Raw genomic sequence first — 14,028 nt, forward strand, 5'->3', positions numbered from 1 at the left:
CTTCACTCGCGCATAGCAGCTTGGCGTTAATGCCGACTAAACCTTGATCGCGGCGATTGGTCAGCCCTCGGGCCGCCGCGCGAGGCGCACCCACAGCAATATCTGGAACAGCGCGAGCAGCGGCAAGATCGCGAACATCAGGGGCGCGAAGCCGAAAATCAGCGCCGGGGCCAACATCATCCACGCCTGGTCGGCGTCGGGCAGCAGCCAGTGGAAACGCCGCCGTTCGCCTGAATCCTCGTACAGCCAGCGTGCGAGCAGGATCGCCGCGGCCAGGCACGGGGCCAGCGCCGCCTCCGAAAAGGGCGGCATGTCGTGACGTACGCCGCCGAGCGCGACGAGCCACGGAAAGAGCGCGAGCAGCAGCCAGGCGAAGCTGCGGATCAGGTGGCGCACCCGGTCCTGCGTCGCGCTTTCGGCGCGGAACGCCGCGACGAAGCGCATCGCCGCGAGGCCGAAGCCGCCGAGGATCGCGACCAGCGCCCCCGCCGCGGCCAGCCCGTTCGCCGCCAGCGCCGCGACCGCGATCCACAGCAGGCCGGTGACATAGGGCAGGTAGCGCGCGGTCGCCGACGACTTCACCAGCAACGGGCCCAAGAGCCGCACCACGGGCATCATGATCGCCGACCGACCGAGCCCCATGCCGCCATATTCGACGCGCTGCAGGCTCGATTGCTCGATCAGCGCCGCGGTCGGGCGATCGATGACGATCGCGATCTCGCCCTGCTCGAACAGCGCGGGCTCGCAATAGAGCCGCCGCGCGCCCGCCTGCACCGCCATGCGCAGCAAGGTCAGGATCATGTCCCACTCGCCCGGCATCTCGGCGAGTTCGCGCACCATATGGTCCGAAATGCTGGCGAGCCCGCCCCAGCGGCGTGTCGCGTCGATGCGCTCGAAACCCTGCGTCAGCACCGTATCACCGGTGACCAGGATCGCGGGCGATCCCGGCTTGGCGATCGCCGCATAGTGCGTGCCTCCCGCACGTAGCCCGTCGGCAACGAGGATGATCCGGTCGTCGCCCTCGACCAGCGCCAGCAGGTCGCTCGCCTCGCGCACCGCGGTCACCTTCATGCCGCGGCGGCGAATACGGTCGCAGGTCGCGATAAGGTCGGCGGGCACCGCAGCGACCGCGACAGCAATATGCGTGACACCGGCATCGGCGAGCCGCGCCGCCTGCCGCTCGATCAGCGTTTCGCCCGCGACGGTGACGAGCGCGCGCAGCCCTCCGTCGGGCACATGCTCACTCGCGCCGATCAGCGCGATCAGGGCCATTGGCGGACGCGAGATTGAATATGGATCACAGCCTGTCCCTCTTATGGCGTCGCCGACGATTGGCAAGCCTGCCTTGCCGCGACGGCGAGGTCGATGATAGAGGGCCGGACATGAGCAATAGCAGGTCGGTCGTGGTCATTGGCGCTTCCGGCGGGATCGGCGGCGCTTTGCGCGATGCGCTGGCGCGTGCGCGGCGCCATGACGTCATCTTTGGATTTGGCCGGTCGCTCGCCGCGCCGATGACCCTCGATATTACCGAGGAGGCATCGGTGGCCGCCTCCGCCGCGCTGGTCCGCAACAGCGGCGCCGTTCCGCAGATGGTGTTCGTCGCGAGCGGCGTGCTTCACGATAGCCGGCATGGTCCAGAAAAAAAGCTGGACGACATCGATCCGGGTTGGATGGCGCATAATTTTGCCGTGAACGCGATCGGCCCTGCGCTGGTGGCGAAGCATTTTCTGCCGATCATGCCGCGCTCGGGACGAACCGTCCTTGCGATCCTGTCGGCGCGGGTCGGCAGCATCGGCGACAATCGATCGGGCGGCTGGCACAGCTACCGCGCGTCGAAGGCGGCGCTCCACCAACTGGTCCGCACGCTTTCCATCGCCGAGGCACGGCGCAATCCCGAGGCGCTGGTGATCGCGCTTCATCCGGGCACCGTGGATACCGGCTTGTCGGCGCCGTTTCAGCGATCGCTTCCGGCCGGCCAGCTCACCAGCCCGGCCGACGCCGCCGCGCATCTGCTGCGCGTGATCGACCAGCTGACGCCGCCGCAAACCGGCCGAATTTTTGCATGGGACGGAAGCGAAATTATCCCCTGAAAAGCGCGCGAAACACTGGCATTGCCGGGCGCCTTGGGCTAGACGAAACCCACCTCCCGAAAAGCAGAAAAAAGGCCGGGTCTTGACCGAAGAAAATACGCCTACGCCGACGCCCGACGACGGCATTTCGCCGATCAACATCGTCGACGAGATGAAGACGTCCTACCTCGATTACGCGATGAGCGTGATCGTCAGCCGCGCGCTCCCCGACGTGCGCGACGGCCTGAAGCCGGTGCACCGCCGCATCCTCTATTCGGCCTATGAAAGCGGTTATGTCGCCGGCAAGCCCTATCGCAAATCGGCGCGCATCGTCGGCGACGTCATGGGTAAATATCACCCGCACGGCGACAGTTCGATCTACGACGCGCTCGCCCGCATGACGCAGGACTGGTCGATGAGCGTCCCGCTGATCGACGGCCAGGGCAATTTCGGTTCGATGGATCCCGATCCGCCGGCGGCGATGCGCTACACCGAATCGCGCCTCGCCAAGGTCGCGATCACCCTGCTCGACGACCTCGACAAGGATACCGTCGATTTCCAGCCGAACTATGACGGGTCGGAAAGCGAACCGACCGTCCTGCCCGCGCGCTATCCCAATCTGATCGTCAATGGCGCCGGCGGCATCGCGGTCGGCATGGCGACCAACATCCCGCCGCATAACCTCGGCGAAATCATCGACGCGACCCTTGCGATGATCGATCGCCAGCTCGCGGGCGGAGAAGCGCTGACGCTCGAGGAACTGATGGCGATCGTCCCCGGTCCCGACTTCCCGACCGGCGCAATGATGCTGGGCCAGGGCGGTGCGCGCAATGCCTATTCGACCGGCCGCGGTTCGATCATGATGCGTTCGACGCATGTGATCGAGGAAGGCAGGAACGACCGCCAATCGATTGTTCTGACGTCGATTCCCTTCCAGGTCGGCAAGTCCGGCCTGGTCGAGAAGATCGCCGAGGCGGCGCGCGACAAGCGCATCGAGGGCGTCGCCGACATCCGCGACGAAACCAACCGCGAGGGCGTGCGCGTCGTGATCGAGCTGAAGCGCGATGCGACCGCCGACGTCGTGCTCAACCAGCTCTGGCGCCACACGCCGGCACAGTCGAGCTTCCCCGCGAACATGCTCGCGATCCGCGGCGGCCGCCCCGAGATGATGGGGCTGAAGGACATTCTTTCGGCCTTCATCGAGTTCCGCGAAGAGGTCATCACCCGCCGCTGCAAATATCAGCTCGGCAAGGCGCGCGACCGCGCGCATATCTTGCTCGGCCTCGTCGTCGCGGTCAGCAATCTCGACGAAGTCGTCCGCATCATTCGCGGCTCGAACTCGCCCGCCGCCGCGCGCGAAGCGCTGCTCGCACGCGAATGGCCGATCGGCGAGATTGCGCCCTATATCCGTCTCGTCGAGGCGATCGAGGGCGAGGCCGAGGAAGGCACCTCCTACCGCCTGTCCGAAGTCCAGGTGAAGGCGATCCTCGACCTCCGCCTCCACCGCCTCACCGCGCTCGGCCGCGACGAAATCGGCAAGGAACTCGGGGAGTTGGCGGCCGAGATCGAGGAACTGCTTTCGATCCTCGCCGACCGCGTCAAACTCTATGGCGTGATGCGCGAGGAACTCGTCGCGGTGCGCGACGAGTTCGCCAAGCCGCGCCGCACGATCGTCGCCCCCGCCGCCGACGGCATCGACGACGAGGATCTGATCGAGCGCGAGGAGATGGTCGTGACCGTCACTCTCGACGGCTATATCAAGCGCACGCCGCTCGAGACCTTCCGCGCCCAGCGCCGCGGCGGCAAGGGCCGCGCGGGCATGGCGACCAAGGACGAGGATGTCGTCACCAATTTGTTCGTCACCTCGACGCACACGCCGGTGCTCTTCTTCTCGACCGCGGGCAAGGTCTATCGCATGAAGGTGTGGCGCCTGCCGGAGGGCGGACCCGCGACGCGCGGCCGCCCGATGATCAACCTGCTGCCGCTCGCGACCGGCGAGACGATCTCGACAGTGCTCCCGCTGCCCGAGGACGAGGGCGAATGGGGCGCGCTGCACGTCATGTTTGCAACCGCAAAGGGCAATGTGCGTCGTAACAGCATGGACGCCTTCACCAGCATTCGCACGGCCGGCAAGATCGCGATGAAGTTCGAGGGCGAGGACGAAGACGACCGGCTGATCGGGGTCGCCTTGCTCGACGAAGGCGACGATGTCCTGCTCGCGACGCGCCAGGGCAAGGCGATCCGCTTCGCAGGCAACGAGGTGCGCGAATTCCAGAGCCGCGATTCGACCGGCGTGCGCGGTATGCGGCTTGCGGGCGGCGACGAGGTGATCTCGCTCTCGATCCTGCACAAGGTCGGCACGACCAGCGAAGAGCGCGAGGCTTATCTCCGTGCCGCGCCGTGGAAGGACAATGAGAACGAACCGACGCTGCCCGCCGAGCGGATGGCCGAACTCGCGGCACGCGAGGAGTTCATCCTCACCGTCTGCGCCAATGGCTATGGCAAGCTGTCCTCGGCCTATGAATATCGCCGCACCGGCCGCGGCGGCCAGGGGATCACCAACATCGACAATATCGCGCGCAACGGCCCCGTCGTCGCGAGCTTCCCCGCTACGAAGGTGCACCAGCTGATGCTCGTCACCGACCAGGCGAAGCTCATCCGCATGGGCCTCGATTCGATGCGCGTCATCGGCCGCGGCTCAGCGGGCGTGCGGCTGTTCGACGTCGCCAACGACGAGCATGTCGTCTCGGCGGCGCTGATCGAGGACAGCGACGAGGATGAGGGCGAAGATGCGCCCGAAACCCCGGTGACCGAGGCGCCGTCGGAATGACGGCGCCCACGGCCTTCAAGGTGCTCACCGCACAGCAATGGGCCGATTTCGAACGCGAACGCGTGTTCCGCGGCGCCCCGGTGGATATCGCCGACGGCTATATCCACCTCTCGACCGCCGAACAGCTCGAGGCGACGATCGCCAAATATTTCGCGGGCCATAACGGGCTGATGATCGCCGAGATCGACCTCGCCTGCCTCGGCGACAGCGTCCGCTGGGAACCTGCGCGCGGCGGCGACCTCTTCCCGCACATCTACGCCGAGCTGCCGATGCACGCGGTGATCGGGTTGCAGAAGCGCGACTGAGCGGTTTTCATCGACGCGCGTCCGCCGCCCGTCGCATCTTGCTTCGTGCGCCGAAATTCTCCATCCATTGTCGCGCTTTACCGCGCACAGGGGAGAATATGATGCGCCTGCTTTTGACCGCCGCCCTGCTGGCCTCGACCACCACGCTTCCCGCTTTCGCGCATGACGCGGCCCCCGCCCCCGCGGCGGCGTCGAAGCCCGTTCCCAAGGAAGAATTGCTCAAGCCCCCCGCCGACGCGGCGCATTATGTCGTCGTTTCGGAAGCCGGCAAGCATGGCGACCAGTGGCGCTGGCAGCTTGCCGACGGCCGCACCGCCTATCGCTGGTCGCAGGAACTGCGCGGCTGGATCACCGAGATGGACCAGGTCACCAGCTTCGCCCCCGACGGCACGGTCGCCGCGACCACGGTGCGCGGCGTCACCATCGCGGGCGACGCCGCCGAGGAGTATCGCGTCACCGACGGCCGCGCGACGTGGAAGACCGCGAACGACAGCGGCGAGGCGCCCGCCGGGGGCTGGTATATCCCCGCGGGCGGCGTCGGCATCGCGGGCGCGCCGCTGATCGACGCGCTCGCCGCGGCGGGCGACGCCGGGCTTTCCTTCCTGCCCAGCGGCAAGGGCCGCCTGACGCTCGCGGGCACGCAGACCATCCAGGGGCCGAACGGCCCCAAGACCGTCCAGCTCGCCTTCATGCACGGTATCCTCCCCTCGCCGCTCCCCGTCTGGCTCGACGAGCAGAAGCGCTATTTCGCCGACATCAGCTATATCTCGACGATCCCCGCAGGCTATGAGGGCGCGCTCAAGCAGCTCCGCAACGCGCAGGAAGCCGCGACCGCCGAGGCCGTCGCCGGCGTTGCCAAACGCTTCCTCACCCCCGCCGCCAAGGCCCCGGTGCTGTTCGACAATGTCCAGCTGTTCGACGCCGACAAGGGCGAATTCCTCACCGCCCGCGCCGTGCTGGCAGCGGACGGCAAGATCGCCGCGATCGGCGCCGCGGGCTCGCTCAAGGCCCCCGCGGGCGGGCGCGTCATCGACGGCAAGGGCAAGACGCTCGTCCCCGGCATCTGGGACAGCCACCTCCACATCGGCGACGACTGGGACGTGCTGTCGAACATGGCGAACGGCATCACCAGCTTCCGCAGCCCCGGCACCACCTTCGACCGCGCGGTCGAGGCGACGAAGCGCCGCGCCGACGGCAGCCTGCTGATGGGCGAACCCTTCATCTCGGTCATCATCGACCGGAAGGACCCGCTGGCCGCGCAGGGCGCCGAGGTCGTCAGCAGCGCCGACGAAGCCGTCGCCGCGGTCCGCCGCGTCAAGGATGCGGGCCTCTGGGGCGTCAAATTCTACACCTCGATGAACCCCGCGTGGATCGCCCCCGCCGCCGCCGAGGCGCACCGGCTCGGCCTCCACGTCCACGGCCATGTCCCCGCCACGATGAAGCCCAGCGAGGCGGTCGCCGCGGGCTATGACGAGCTCACCCACCTCAATTTCGTCGTCATGGAATCGATGCCGCGCGAGGTGATCGACAAGGCGAACACGCGCCAGCGAATGGAGGGGCCTGCGCGCTTCTTCAAGGACGTCGACCTCGACGCGCCGCTGATGAAGGGCTTCGTTGCCGACCTCGCCGCGAAAAAGACCATCGTCGACCCGACGATCGTCATCTTCGAAGGCATGCTAACGCAGGACGGCGGCAAGCCCCACCCCGCCTACGCCCCCTATATGGGCATCGTCTCGCCCGTCATCGAACGGTCCGCGTTTACATCCGGCGGCTATCCGCTGGTCGAGGGTTATACGCGCGACGATTACCGCAAGAGCTATGCGAAATTGGTCGACCTTGTCGGCCGCCTGCACAAGGCGGGCGTGCCGATCGTGGCGGGCACCGACGGCTGGGGGATCGAGCTGATCCGCGAGCTCGAAATCTACAAACAGGCGGGCTTCACCCCCGCCGAGGCGATCCAGAGCGCCACCATCCTCCCCGCCCGCGTGGTCGGCGCCGACAAACGCACTGGCTCGATTGCGGTGGGCAAGGAGGCCGATATGGTGCTGGTAGACGGCGACGCATCGACCGACCTCGGCGCGCTGCGGCGTGTGGTGACGGTGGTCAGCGACGGCTATGTGATGGATGCCGATGAGTTGCGCAAGGCGGCGGGATATAGCGGGCGGCCGAAGTAATCCGCGCCAGCGCTTGCGGCGACGTTCAGCCTGCCAATCCGCCGGTCGGATGGACCGCTGCGGCCCCGCCAAGCGTCAAATCCTCGCGCTCGACCTGATAATAGCTGGCGACGCGGTCGGCATAGGCCTGGTCGAAGATCGGCGGATTGGCGGCCCAGCTCGGGCCACCTTCCAACACGCGCCGGTCGATCGTGACGACATAGGCGTCGGACGTCGGTTCGAATGCCAGTAGCGAGAACGGCAGCGGATAATAGGCCTTTCCCATGCCTAGAAACCCACCGATCGACAGGATCGCATAGGCGGTCTGCCCGGTCCGCTTGTTGATCATATAGGCGTATACCGATCCCAGCTTGTCGCCATCGCGCGTCTTGACGGGCATGACATCGACCTTGTTCGATTGAATCAACAGCTGGGTGGGTTCGATTTTTTCGGCCATGGGAGCTCCTCTTCCTCCCCAAAACATCCGAATATGCGGCTGGTTCCGGCTGAGGCGAGAATAGCGCGCGAGGAAGCGAAGCAACGACGAAGGCCGCCGCGCATTGATCCGGAAACAGACAAGGAGTTTCCGACATGCCAGACAGCAAGCCCCTAGCAACGCGCCGCATCCTGATCATGGCCACCGACGGATTCGAGCAATCCGAACTCGAAGTCCCGCTGCGTCGGCTCGATGGGGCGGGCGCCGATGTCGATGTCGCGTCGCTCGAAATGGGTGACATCACCGGATGGGACGAGGACGACTGGGGCGACGAGATCGACGTCGATCTCAAAATTGCCGATGCGAAGGCGTCCGATTACGACGCGCTCGTCCTTCCCGGCGGCCAGATCAACCCCGATCTTCTGCGCGTGGAGGAGAGCGCAGTCGCGCTCATCCGGGATTTTGCCGAAGCCGGGAAGCCGATCGCCGCCATCTGTCACGCGCCCTGGCTGCTAGTCGAAGCCGGCCTCGCGAAGGGACGGCGAATGACCAGCTACAAGTCGATCCGCATCGACGTAGCGAACGCCGGTGCCGAGGTCGTCGATGAGGAGGTGGTCGTCGATGGAAACATCATAACGAGCCGCTGTCCGGACGATCTGCCCGCCTTCTGCGACGCCATTATCGAAGCCGTGACCGAGGCAGCCGTTCCGGCGGAATGACCTTTACCCAGATCCAGCCGTGAAGAGGGGGCGGGCGATGATCAGCGCCGTCTCCCCTTCCACGCGCGTACCGCTGCCATTGTCTTCTCGACATGCGCCTGCGGCTTGTTGTCGGTATAGGCCAGCAAAATCTTGCCGTCGGGGGCGATTAAGTACGACGTGCGGCTCGAGAGCATCGACCCGTCGGGACGCTGCATCGTCGCGTCATACTGCGCTGCGACCTTGGCGCCCGGGTCGGCCGCCACAGCGAATTTGTCGCGGCATTCGGAGCGCGAGAATTCGGCGACGCGGTCGATATTGCCCGCGGTCACCCCGATCACGCGCGCGCCGAGCTGGTTGAACTTGCCATTCGCCTCGGCAAACAGATTCGCTTCGACCGTACAGCCGGGGGTGAAGGCGGCGGGGAAGAAATAGAGCACAACCGGACCACCCCGCAGCGTCGCCTTCAGCGACAGACTGAATTCCTTGCCACCCTGCGCGGCCTTCAGCGTAAAATCGGGCGCCTTGGCCCCCTGCTGCAGCGCGGCGCCCAACGGCGCAGGCAGCACGACCAGCGACAGGCCAAGGCTGAGCGGCAAGGCGAATTTCATCAGGGCTTTCATCGGGCGACCTCCACGACCGGCGGAACCGGACGCCGCCGTGGACAGTCTAGCCGATATTCGCCCGCGTGCCGCAAAAAATCGTCGCACGGCGGCGGCGCTCCAAAGCGGAGCGCCGCCGCCCGCGCAATCTCAGCAGCGACGCCCGCCGCGATCGATCTCGCGCCCGATCAGCGCGCCCGCCGCGCCGCCGATGATCGTCCCCGGCAGCCGGTCGCCATAGCGATCGACCTCGCGGCCGAGTAGCGCGCCTGCGGCGCCGCCGACGATCAGGCCGGTCGTGCCGCTGCCGCGGCGGCAATTATAGCGGCGCTCGCGATAGTCGCGGCGATAATCCCGGCGGTAATCACGCCGATAGTCGCGGCGATAATCGCTGTAGCGGTCGTGGTCGCGGTAATAGCCATGGCGGTGGTGCCGGTCGCGGGCATCGGCCTCGACCGGCAGCGCCGCCACGGCGCTGGCGCCGATCAATGCGGTCAAAGCCAGTTTCTTGAGCAGAAACATTTCTCTTCTCCAGTTTCGCCCCCTCGCGGTCAGAGTAGGAAATGAAAGATGGCGCCTCGCTGAATTGTGCCCGCCCCCAAGCGCCCGGCGCCTCGCTTCGGCGAGCTTTCGGGGCGCCCTGCCGCGCCCGATTGACGCCGCGCGGCAACAGGCGCAGCATCGCGCCATGACCCTGACCATCGTCCCCAGCGGCCAATCATGCGGCGCCCGCGTCACCGGCGTCGACCTGACCCAGCCGCTCGACCCCGCCACCGTCGCCGAAATCCGCGCCGCCTGGCTCGACCATCATGTCCTCGCCTTTTCGGGCCAAGAGATGAGCGACGACGATCTCGAGCGCTTCACCGGCTATTTCGGCGGTTTCGGCGACGATCCCTTCATTAAGCCGATCCCCGGCCGCCAGCATGTCATCGCCGTCCGCCGCCGCCACGACGAGACCGCGCCGCTCTTTGCTGAAAACTGGCACAGCGACTGGAGCTTCCAGGCCCGCCCACCTGCGGGCACCTGCCTGCTCGGCATCACCATCCCGCCGGTCGGCGGCGACACCGAATTTTCGAACCAGCACGCCGCGCTCGATGCGATGCCCAATGCTCTGCGCGCCAAGATCGAGGGCAAACAGGCGATCCACAGCGCGCGCGCGGGCTATGCCCCCTCGGGCATGTATGGTGCGAACGACAAGAACCGCAGCATGGACATTGTCTCGGGCGAGGAAGCACTCGATACCCAGCTCCACCCGATCATCCGCAAGCACCCCGAGACCGGCCGCGAGGGGCTGTTCGGCTGCGCGGGCTATATCATCGGCATCGACGGCATGGACGATGCCGAGGCGATCCCGCTGATCGTCGAGCTGCTCCACTGGCAGGGCCGCGAGGAATTCCGCTACACCCACAAATGGGAGCCCGACATGCTGATCCTGTGGGACAACCGCTCGGTCCTCCACCGCGCGACCGGTGGTTATGACGGGTACGACCGCCTGCTCCACCGCACGACGATCGCGGCTTGGGACGGGGGCTGAGAGACGAATGGCTGCGTTGGGGTGGAAAGCCGCACTCTAAATCTCGTCATGCTGAACTCGTTTCAGCATCCATGGCCTGAACTCTCGTCCGACGCTGCGCCGAAGAAAACGGCAGACCATGGATCCTGAAACAAGTTCAGGATGAGCTACCCTCCCCAACCCGACCAACCGCCCCCTCCATCCGACACCCCGCCGAAACCCGCACCGCGCCCGCGCGTTTCCCCTTCAACCGAAGAAGGAGAAACACCCATGCCGCTCCCCCACGACACGCTCGTCCTCGTCGCCGACGGCCGCAAGGCGCTGTTCTTGCGCAACGAAGGCGACAAGCAGCAGATCGACCTGCGCACCGCGGCGCATGAGGAGCGCGAGGATCGCAAGAACAGCGACATCAAGACCGCCCCCTCGGGCCAGTCCTATGCCCCCGCGGGCACGGGGCTGTCGGGCGGGACGATGGGCGAGCCCGACTTCCACCAGCTCGAGGAAGACCGCTTCGCCAAGGACGTCAGCGCAAAGATCAACGCGATGGCACTCGCGGGCGAATTCGACGACCTCGTCGTCGTCGCCCCCGCGCGCACGATGGGAGAGCTCCGCCAGCATTGGCACAAGGAGACCCAGCGCCGCATCGCCGGCGAGCATGTCAAGGAAATGACCGCGCGCCCGATCGGCGACATCGAGGCCTTATTGATTGGCGAAGCCTAGGCCGCGGCGTCCCGGCTGCGCGCTTCTGCGGATAGGGTGCTCACCACCCCCCAGGCGATCAGCGCCTGTCCGCCGAAATAGAGCGGCCAGACCAGCCACATCGTGACGTCCTTGCTCAGCACGCCGCCCTCGCCCGCGAAGATGAACAGATCGCTAGCGAGGAACAGCATTGCGCCGATCCCGGTGCGATAGCGCGGAAAGCGGCTGGTCCATGCCGCCGCGGCCATCGCGGCGACGAACAGGGAATAGACGGCGGCATGCCACCAGCCCGGCTGCGGGCTCAGCATCCCCCACACGATGACAAGCGTGGCGGGCATGGCGATCCAGCCGAGTAGCCGCTGCGACGACGCCAGCTGCGGCCGCCGGTTCATCAGATAGAGCGCAATCGCGATTAGATGCCCGATCACGAAAGCCACCGCGCCCTTTTCGAGCCCTATGGCGTCGAGCAGATAATCGCCAAGCGCCCCGAACCCCAGTGCCGCCGCAATCAGCCAGCCGTCGCGCCCACGCGCGTTCGCTGCGGCCCAGAGCGCCAGGAAACCCACGCCCGTCGTCTTCCACGCCCAGATCGCGGGCCCGCCGAGCCGCAGGAACACCGCGACGAAAAAGCTGATCCCGCCGGCCAGCGCCAGCCACCACAGCCACCGCGCCCGATCCCAGCCCTTTGTCCCGCTCATCCCGCGCCCCTTTGCATCTTCGCTCCAAGGCGCCTACTGCGCGGCGGACCAACGGCAAGTCAATGATTAGGGCAAAAGTGGCGCACGACATTCACATCATCGGCGGCGGCCTCGCCGGCTCCGAAGCCGCCTGGCAGCTCGCCGAGGCGGGCTATCGCGTCCGCCTGTCCGAGATGCGCGGCGGCGGCGACATGACCCCGGCGCATCAGGGCGACACGCTCGCCGAGATGGTCTGCTCGAACAGCTTCCGCAGCGACGACGGCGACAGCAACGCCGTCGGCCTCCTCCACCGTGAGATGCGCAGCCTCGGCTCGATCATCATGCGCGAGGCCGACGCCACCAAGGTTCCTGCCGGTTCGGCGCTCGCAGTCGACCGCGACCTCTTTTCGGGCGGGGTCACCCGCGCGCTCGAAAACCACCCGAACATCAGCATCGTCCGCGAACGCATCGACACGCTGCCCGCCGAAGGCCTCACTATCGTCGCGACCGGTCCGCTCACCGCCGCATCGCTGGCCGACAGCATCGGCAGCGCAACCGGCAAGGACGCCCTCGCCTTCTTCGATGCCATCGCCCCCATCGTCTACCGCGACAGCATAGACATGGACGTCGCCTGGATGGCGAGCCGCTGGGACAAGGTCGGCCCGATCGGCGACGGCAAGGACTATATCAACTGCCCGATGGACAAGGACCAATATCACGCCTTCGTCCAGGGGCTCGTCGACGGCGACAAGACCGAATTCAAGGAGTGGGAGACGAACACCCCCTATTTCGAAGGCTGCATGCCGATCGAAGTCATGGCCGAACGCGGCCCCGAAACGCTCCGCTTCGGCCCGATGAAGGGCGTCGGCCTCGACAATCCGCGCACCGGACGCTGGCCCTATGCCGTCGTCCAGCTGCGCCAGGACAATGCGCTCGGCACTTTGTGGAACATGGTCGGCTTCCAGACCAAGCTCAAGCACGCCGCCCAAGTCGAGCTGTTCCGCACCATTCCCGGGCTCGAAAAGGCCGAATTCGCGCGCCTCGGCGGCCTCCACCGCAACAGCTTCATCCGCTCGCCCGAACTGCTCGACGGCCAGCTCCGCCTCAAATCGGCGCCGCATATCCGCTTTGCCGGTCAGATCACCGGCTGTGAGGGCTATGTCGAGAGCGCCGCGATCGGCCTCGTCGCCGCGCGCTTCGCCGCCGCCGAGCTCGGCGGCCGCACCCTGCCCCCGCCGCCGCTCGAGACCGCGCTCGGCGCGCTGCTCGGCCATATCACCGGCGGGGCCGACGCGACGAGCTACCAGCCGATGAACGTCAATTTCGGCCTCTTCCCGCCGCTTGCCGAGGATGTGCTCAAGAAGGACCGCAAGCTGGGCTATACGCAGCGCGCGGGGACGAAGCTGGCGGAATGGATGAAGCTCGCCGAGGGCGTCTTAGCCTAGCATTTGCACTTCGCGACCACCGCCCTTTTCAGCGCCGTCGTCGCGAACTCCGCGCGGCTGAGCCCGCCCGACTTGTCCTTGTCCGCCCCCGCGAAGCGCTCGCCCGTCGCCCCGGCCCATTCCTCGAAGGTCAGCAGGTTGTTGCCGTCCTTGTCGAGCTTGCGGAACGCTGCGGTGCGCGTCGACATCATCTCGATCCGGCTTACCACCTCGTTGCGGTCGCGGTCGTAGCGGTTGAAGCGCCGTTCCTCGCGCGAGGCCTCCTTCGCCGCGGGCAAGGCGGGCGGCGCGGGCCCGCGCTTCGGCGCGCCCGCCGCCGCGACGGGAATCGGTCCGGGGTCAGGCGGAGCTTCGGGCAGCACCGCCTCCTCGGCAAGCTGCGTCTGCCCCTTCCACAGGAACACGCCGCCGGTGAGCAGCAGCACGCCGGCCACACCCCCGATCAGGAACCGCGAAACCGCCATCGCCACGCCCTCCGCCCGAATTGCGCAGGCCTATCATGGACATGACCTGTCCGGCAACCGGATGCACCGCACATCGGACCGATCAAATAATCGAACGACTTGTTCAAATTCGCGTGCGTCATAGCTATATCCGATCA

14 protein-coding genes are annotated in these 14,028 nt (G+C 66.7%); 8 read left to right on the plus strand and 6 right to left on the minus strand.

Translation table 11 applies throughout. The annotated features are described in order from the left end of the window. Positions 1–60: 60 nt before the first annotated feature. The gene (locus tag BWQ93_RS07775) at positions 61–1,272 is read right to left on the minus strand and encodes a hypothetical protein (protein WP_077030033.1); all 1,212 of its coding nucleotides are present in this window, start codon (positions 1,270–1,272) and stop codon (positions 61–63) included. A 110-nt stretch (positions 1,273–1,382) separates the two neighbouring features. Here BWQ93_RS07775 and BWQ93_RS07780 point away from each other — a divergent pair, with 110 nt between their 5' ends. From BWQ93_RS07780 to BWQ93_RS07795, 4 genes are all read left to right on the plus strand, one after another. Further along, positions 1,383–2,090, plus strand: coding sequence for an SDR family NAD(P)-dependent oxidoreductase (locus tag BWQ93_RS07780; RefSeq protein ID WP_077030034.1), 708 nt, complete (start codon positions 1,383–1,385; stop codon positions 2,088–2,090). 82 nt (positions 2,091–2,172) lie between these two features. Then, positions 2,173–4,899: a DNA gyrase subunit A gene (gyrA, locus tag BWQ93_RS07785; protein WP_077030035.1), complete on the plus strand. Its 2,727-nt coding sequence runs from the start codon at positions 2,173–2,175 to the stop codon at positions 4,897–4,899. Further along, positions 4,896–5,204: a DUF952 domain-containing protein gene (locus tag BWQ93_RS07790; RefSeq protein ID WP_077030036.1), complete on the plus strand. Its 309-nt coding sequence runs from the start codon at positions 4,896–4,898 to the stop codon at positions 5,202–5,204. Before gyrA ends, BWQ93_RS07790 begins: the two co-directional genes overlap by 4 nt. 98 nt (positions 5,205–5,302) lie before the next feature. Continuing rightward, positions 5,303–7,378: an amidohydrolase family protein gene (locus BWQ93_RS07795; RefSeq protein WP_077030037.1), complete on the plus strand. Its 2,076-nt coding sequence runs from the start codon at positions 5,303–5,305 to the stop codon at positions 7,376–7,378. 25 nt (positions 7,379–7,403) lie between these two features. Here BWQ93_RS07795 and BWQ93_RS07800 read toward each other — a convergent pair whose 3' ends face one another. Next, positions 7,404–7,814: a PRC-barrel domain-containing protein gene (locus tag BWQ93_RS07800; RefSeq protein WP_077030038.1), complete on the minus strand. Its 411-nt coding sequence runs from the start codon at positions 7,812–7,814 to the stop codon at positions 7,404–7,406. 134 nt (positions 7,815–7,948) lie between these two features. Between BWQ93_RS07800 and BWQ93_RS07805 the strand changes: the two genes are divergently transcribed. Further along, complete coding sequence (locus BWQ93_RS07805) at positions 7,949–8,512, plus strand: type 1 glutamine amidotransferase domain-containing protein (protein WP_077030039.1); 564 nt, start codon at positions 7,949–7,951, stop codon at positions 8,510–8,512. Positions 8,513–8,553: 41 nt separating this feature from the next. Here the strand turns inward: BWQ93_RS07805 and BWQ93_RS07810 are convergent, their stop codons facing one another. Then, complete coding sequence (locus tag BWQ93_RS07810; RefSeq protein WP_077030040.1) at positions 8,554–9,114, minus strand: peroxiredoxin; 561 nt, start codon at positions 9,112–9,114, stop codon at positions 8,554–8,556. 129 nt (positions 9,115–9,243) lie between these two features. Further along, positions 9,244–9,615 (minus strand): glycine zipper 2TM domain-containing protein, encoded by a 372-nt coding sequence (locus tag BWQ93_RS07815; protein WP_077030041.1) that lies wholly within the window; start codon positions 9,613–9,615, stop codon positions 9,244–9,246. Positions 9,616–9,781: 166 nt separating this feature from the next. Between BWQ93_RS07815 and BWQ93_RS07820 the strand changes: the two genes are divergently transcribed. After that, entirely contained in the window at positions 9,782–10,627 is an 846-nt protein-coding gene (locus BWQ93_RS07820; RefSeq protein WP_077030042.1) for a TauD/TfdA dioxygenase family protein, read from the plus strand. Positions 10,628–10,876: 249 nt separating this feature from the next. After that, on the plus strand, positions 10,877–11,326 hold the full coding sequence (locus BWQ93_RS07825) for a host attachment family protein (protein WP_077030043.1): 450 nt from the start codon (positions 10,877–10,879) through the stop codon (positions 11,324–11,326). On the opposite strand, the gene BWQ93_RS07830 is transcribed toward BWQ93_RS07825, so the two are convergent. Further along, entirely contained in the window at positions 11,323–12,003 is a 681-nt protein-coding gene (locus tag BWQ93_RS07830; protein WP_077030044.1) for a lysoplasmalogenase, read from the minus strand. The two genes, BWQ93_RS07825 and BWQ93_RS07830, sit on opposite strands and share 4 nt — an antisense overlap. 62 nt (positions 12,004–12,065) lie before the next feature. On the opposite strand from BWQ93_RS07830, the gene trmFO reads away from it, so the two are divergent. Next, positions 12,066–13,427: a methylenetetrahydrofolate--tRNA-(uracil(54)-C(5))-methyltransferase (FADH(2)-oxidizing) TrmFO gene (trmFO, locus tag BWQ93_RS07835; RefSeq protein ID WP_077030045.1), complete on the plus strand. Its 1,362-nt coding sequence runs from the start codon at positions 12,066–12,068 to the stop codon at positions 13,425–13,427. Here trmFO and BWQ93_RS07840 read toward each other — a convergent pair. Then, positions 13,424–13,891: an EF-hand domain-containing protein gene (locus tag BWQ93_RS07840; protein ID WP_077030046.1), complete on the minus strand. Its 468-nt coding sequence runs from the start codon at positions 13,889–13,891 to the stop codon at positions 13,424–13,426. The genes trmFO and BWQ93_RS07840 overlap by 4 nt on opposite strands. Positions 13,892–14,028 lie beyond the last annotated feature (137 nt).

It is taken from the genome of Sphingopyxis sp. QXT-31 (assembly GCF_001984035.1).
Classification (GTDB): domain Bacteria; phylum Pseudomonadota; class Alphaproteobacteria; order Sphingomonadales; family Sphingomonadaceae; genus Sphingopyxis.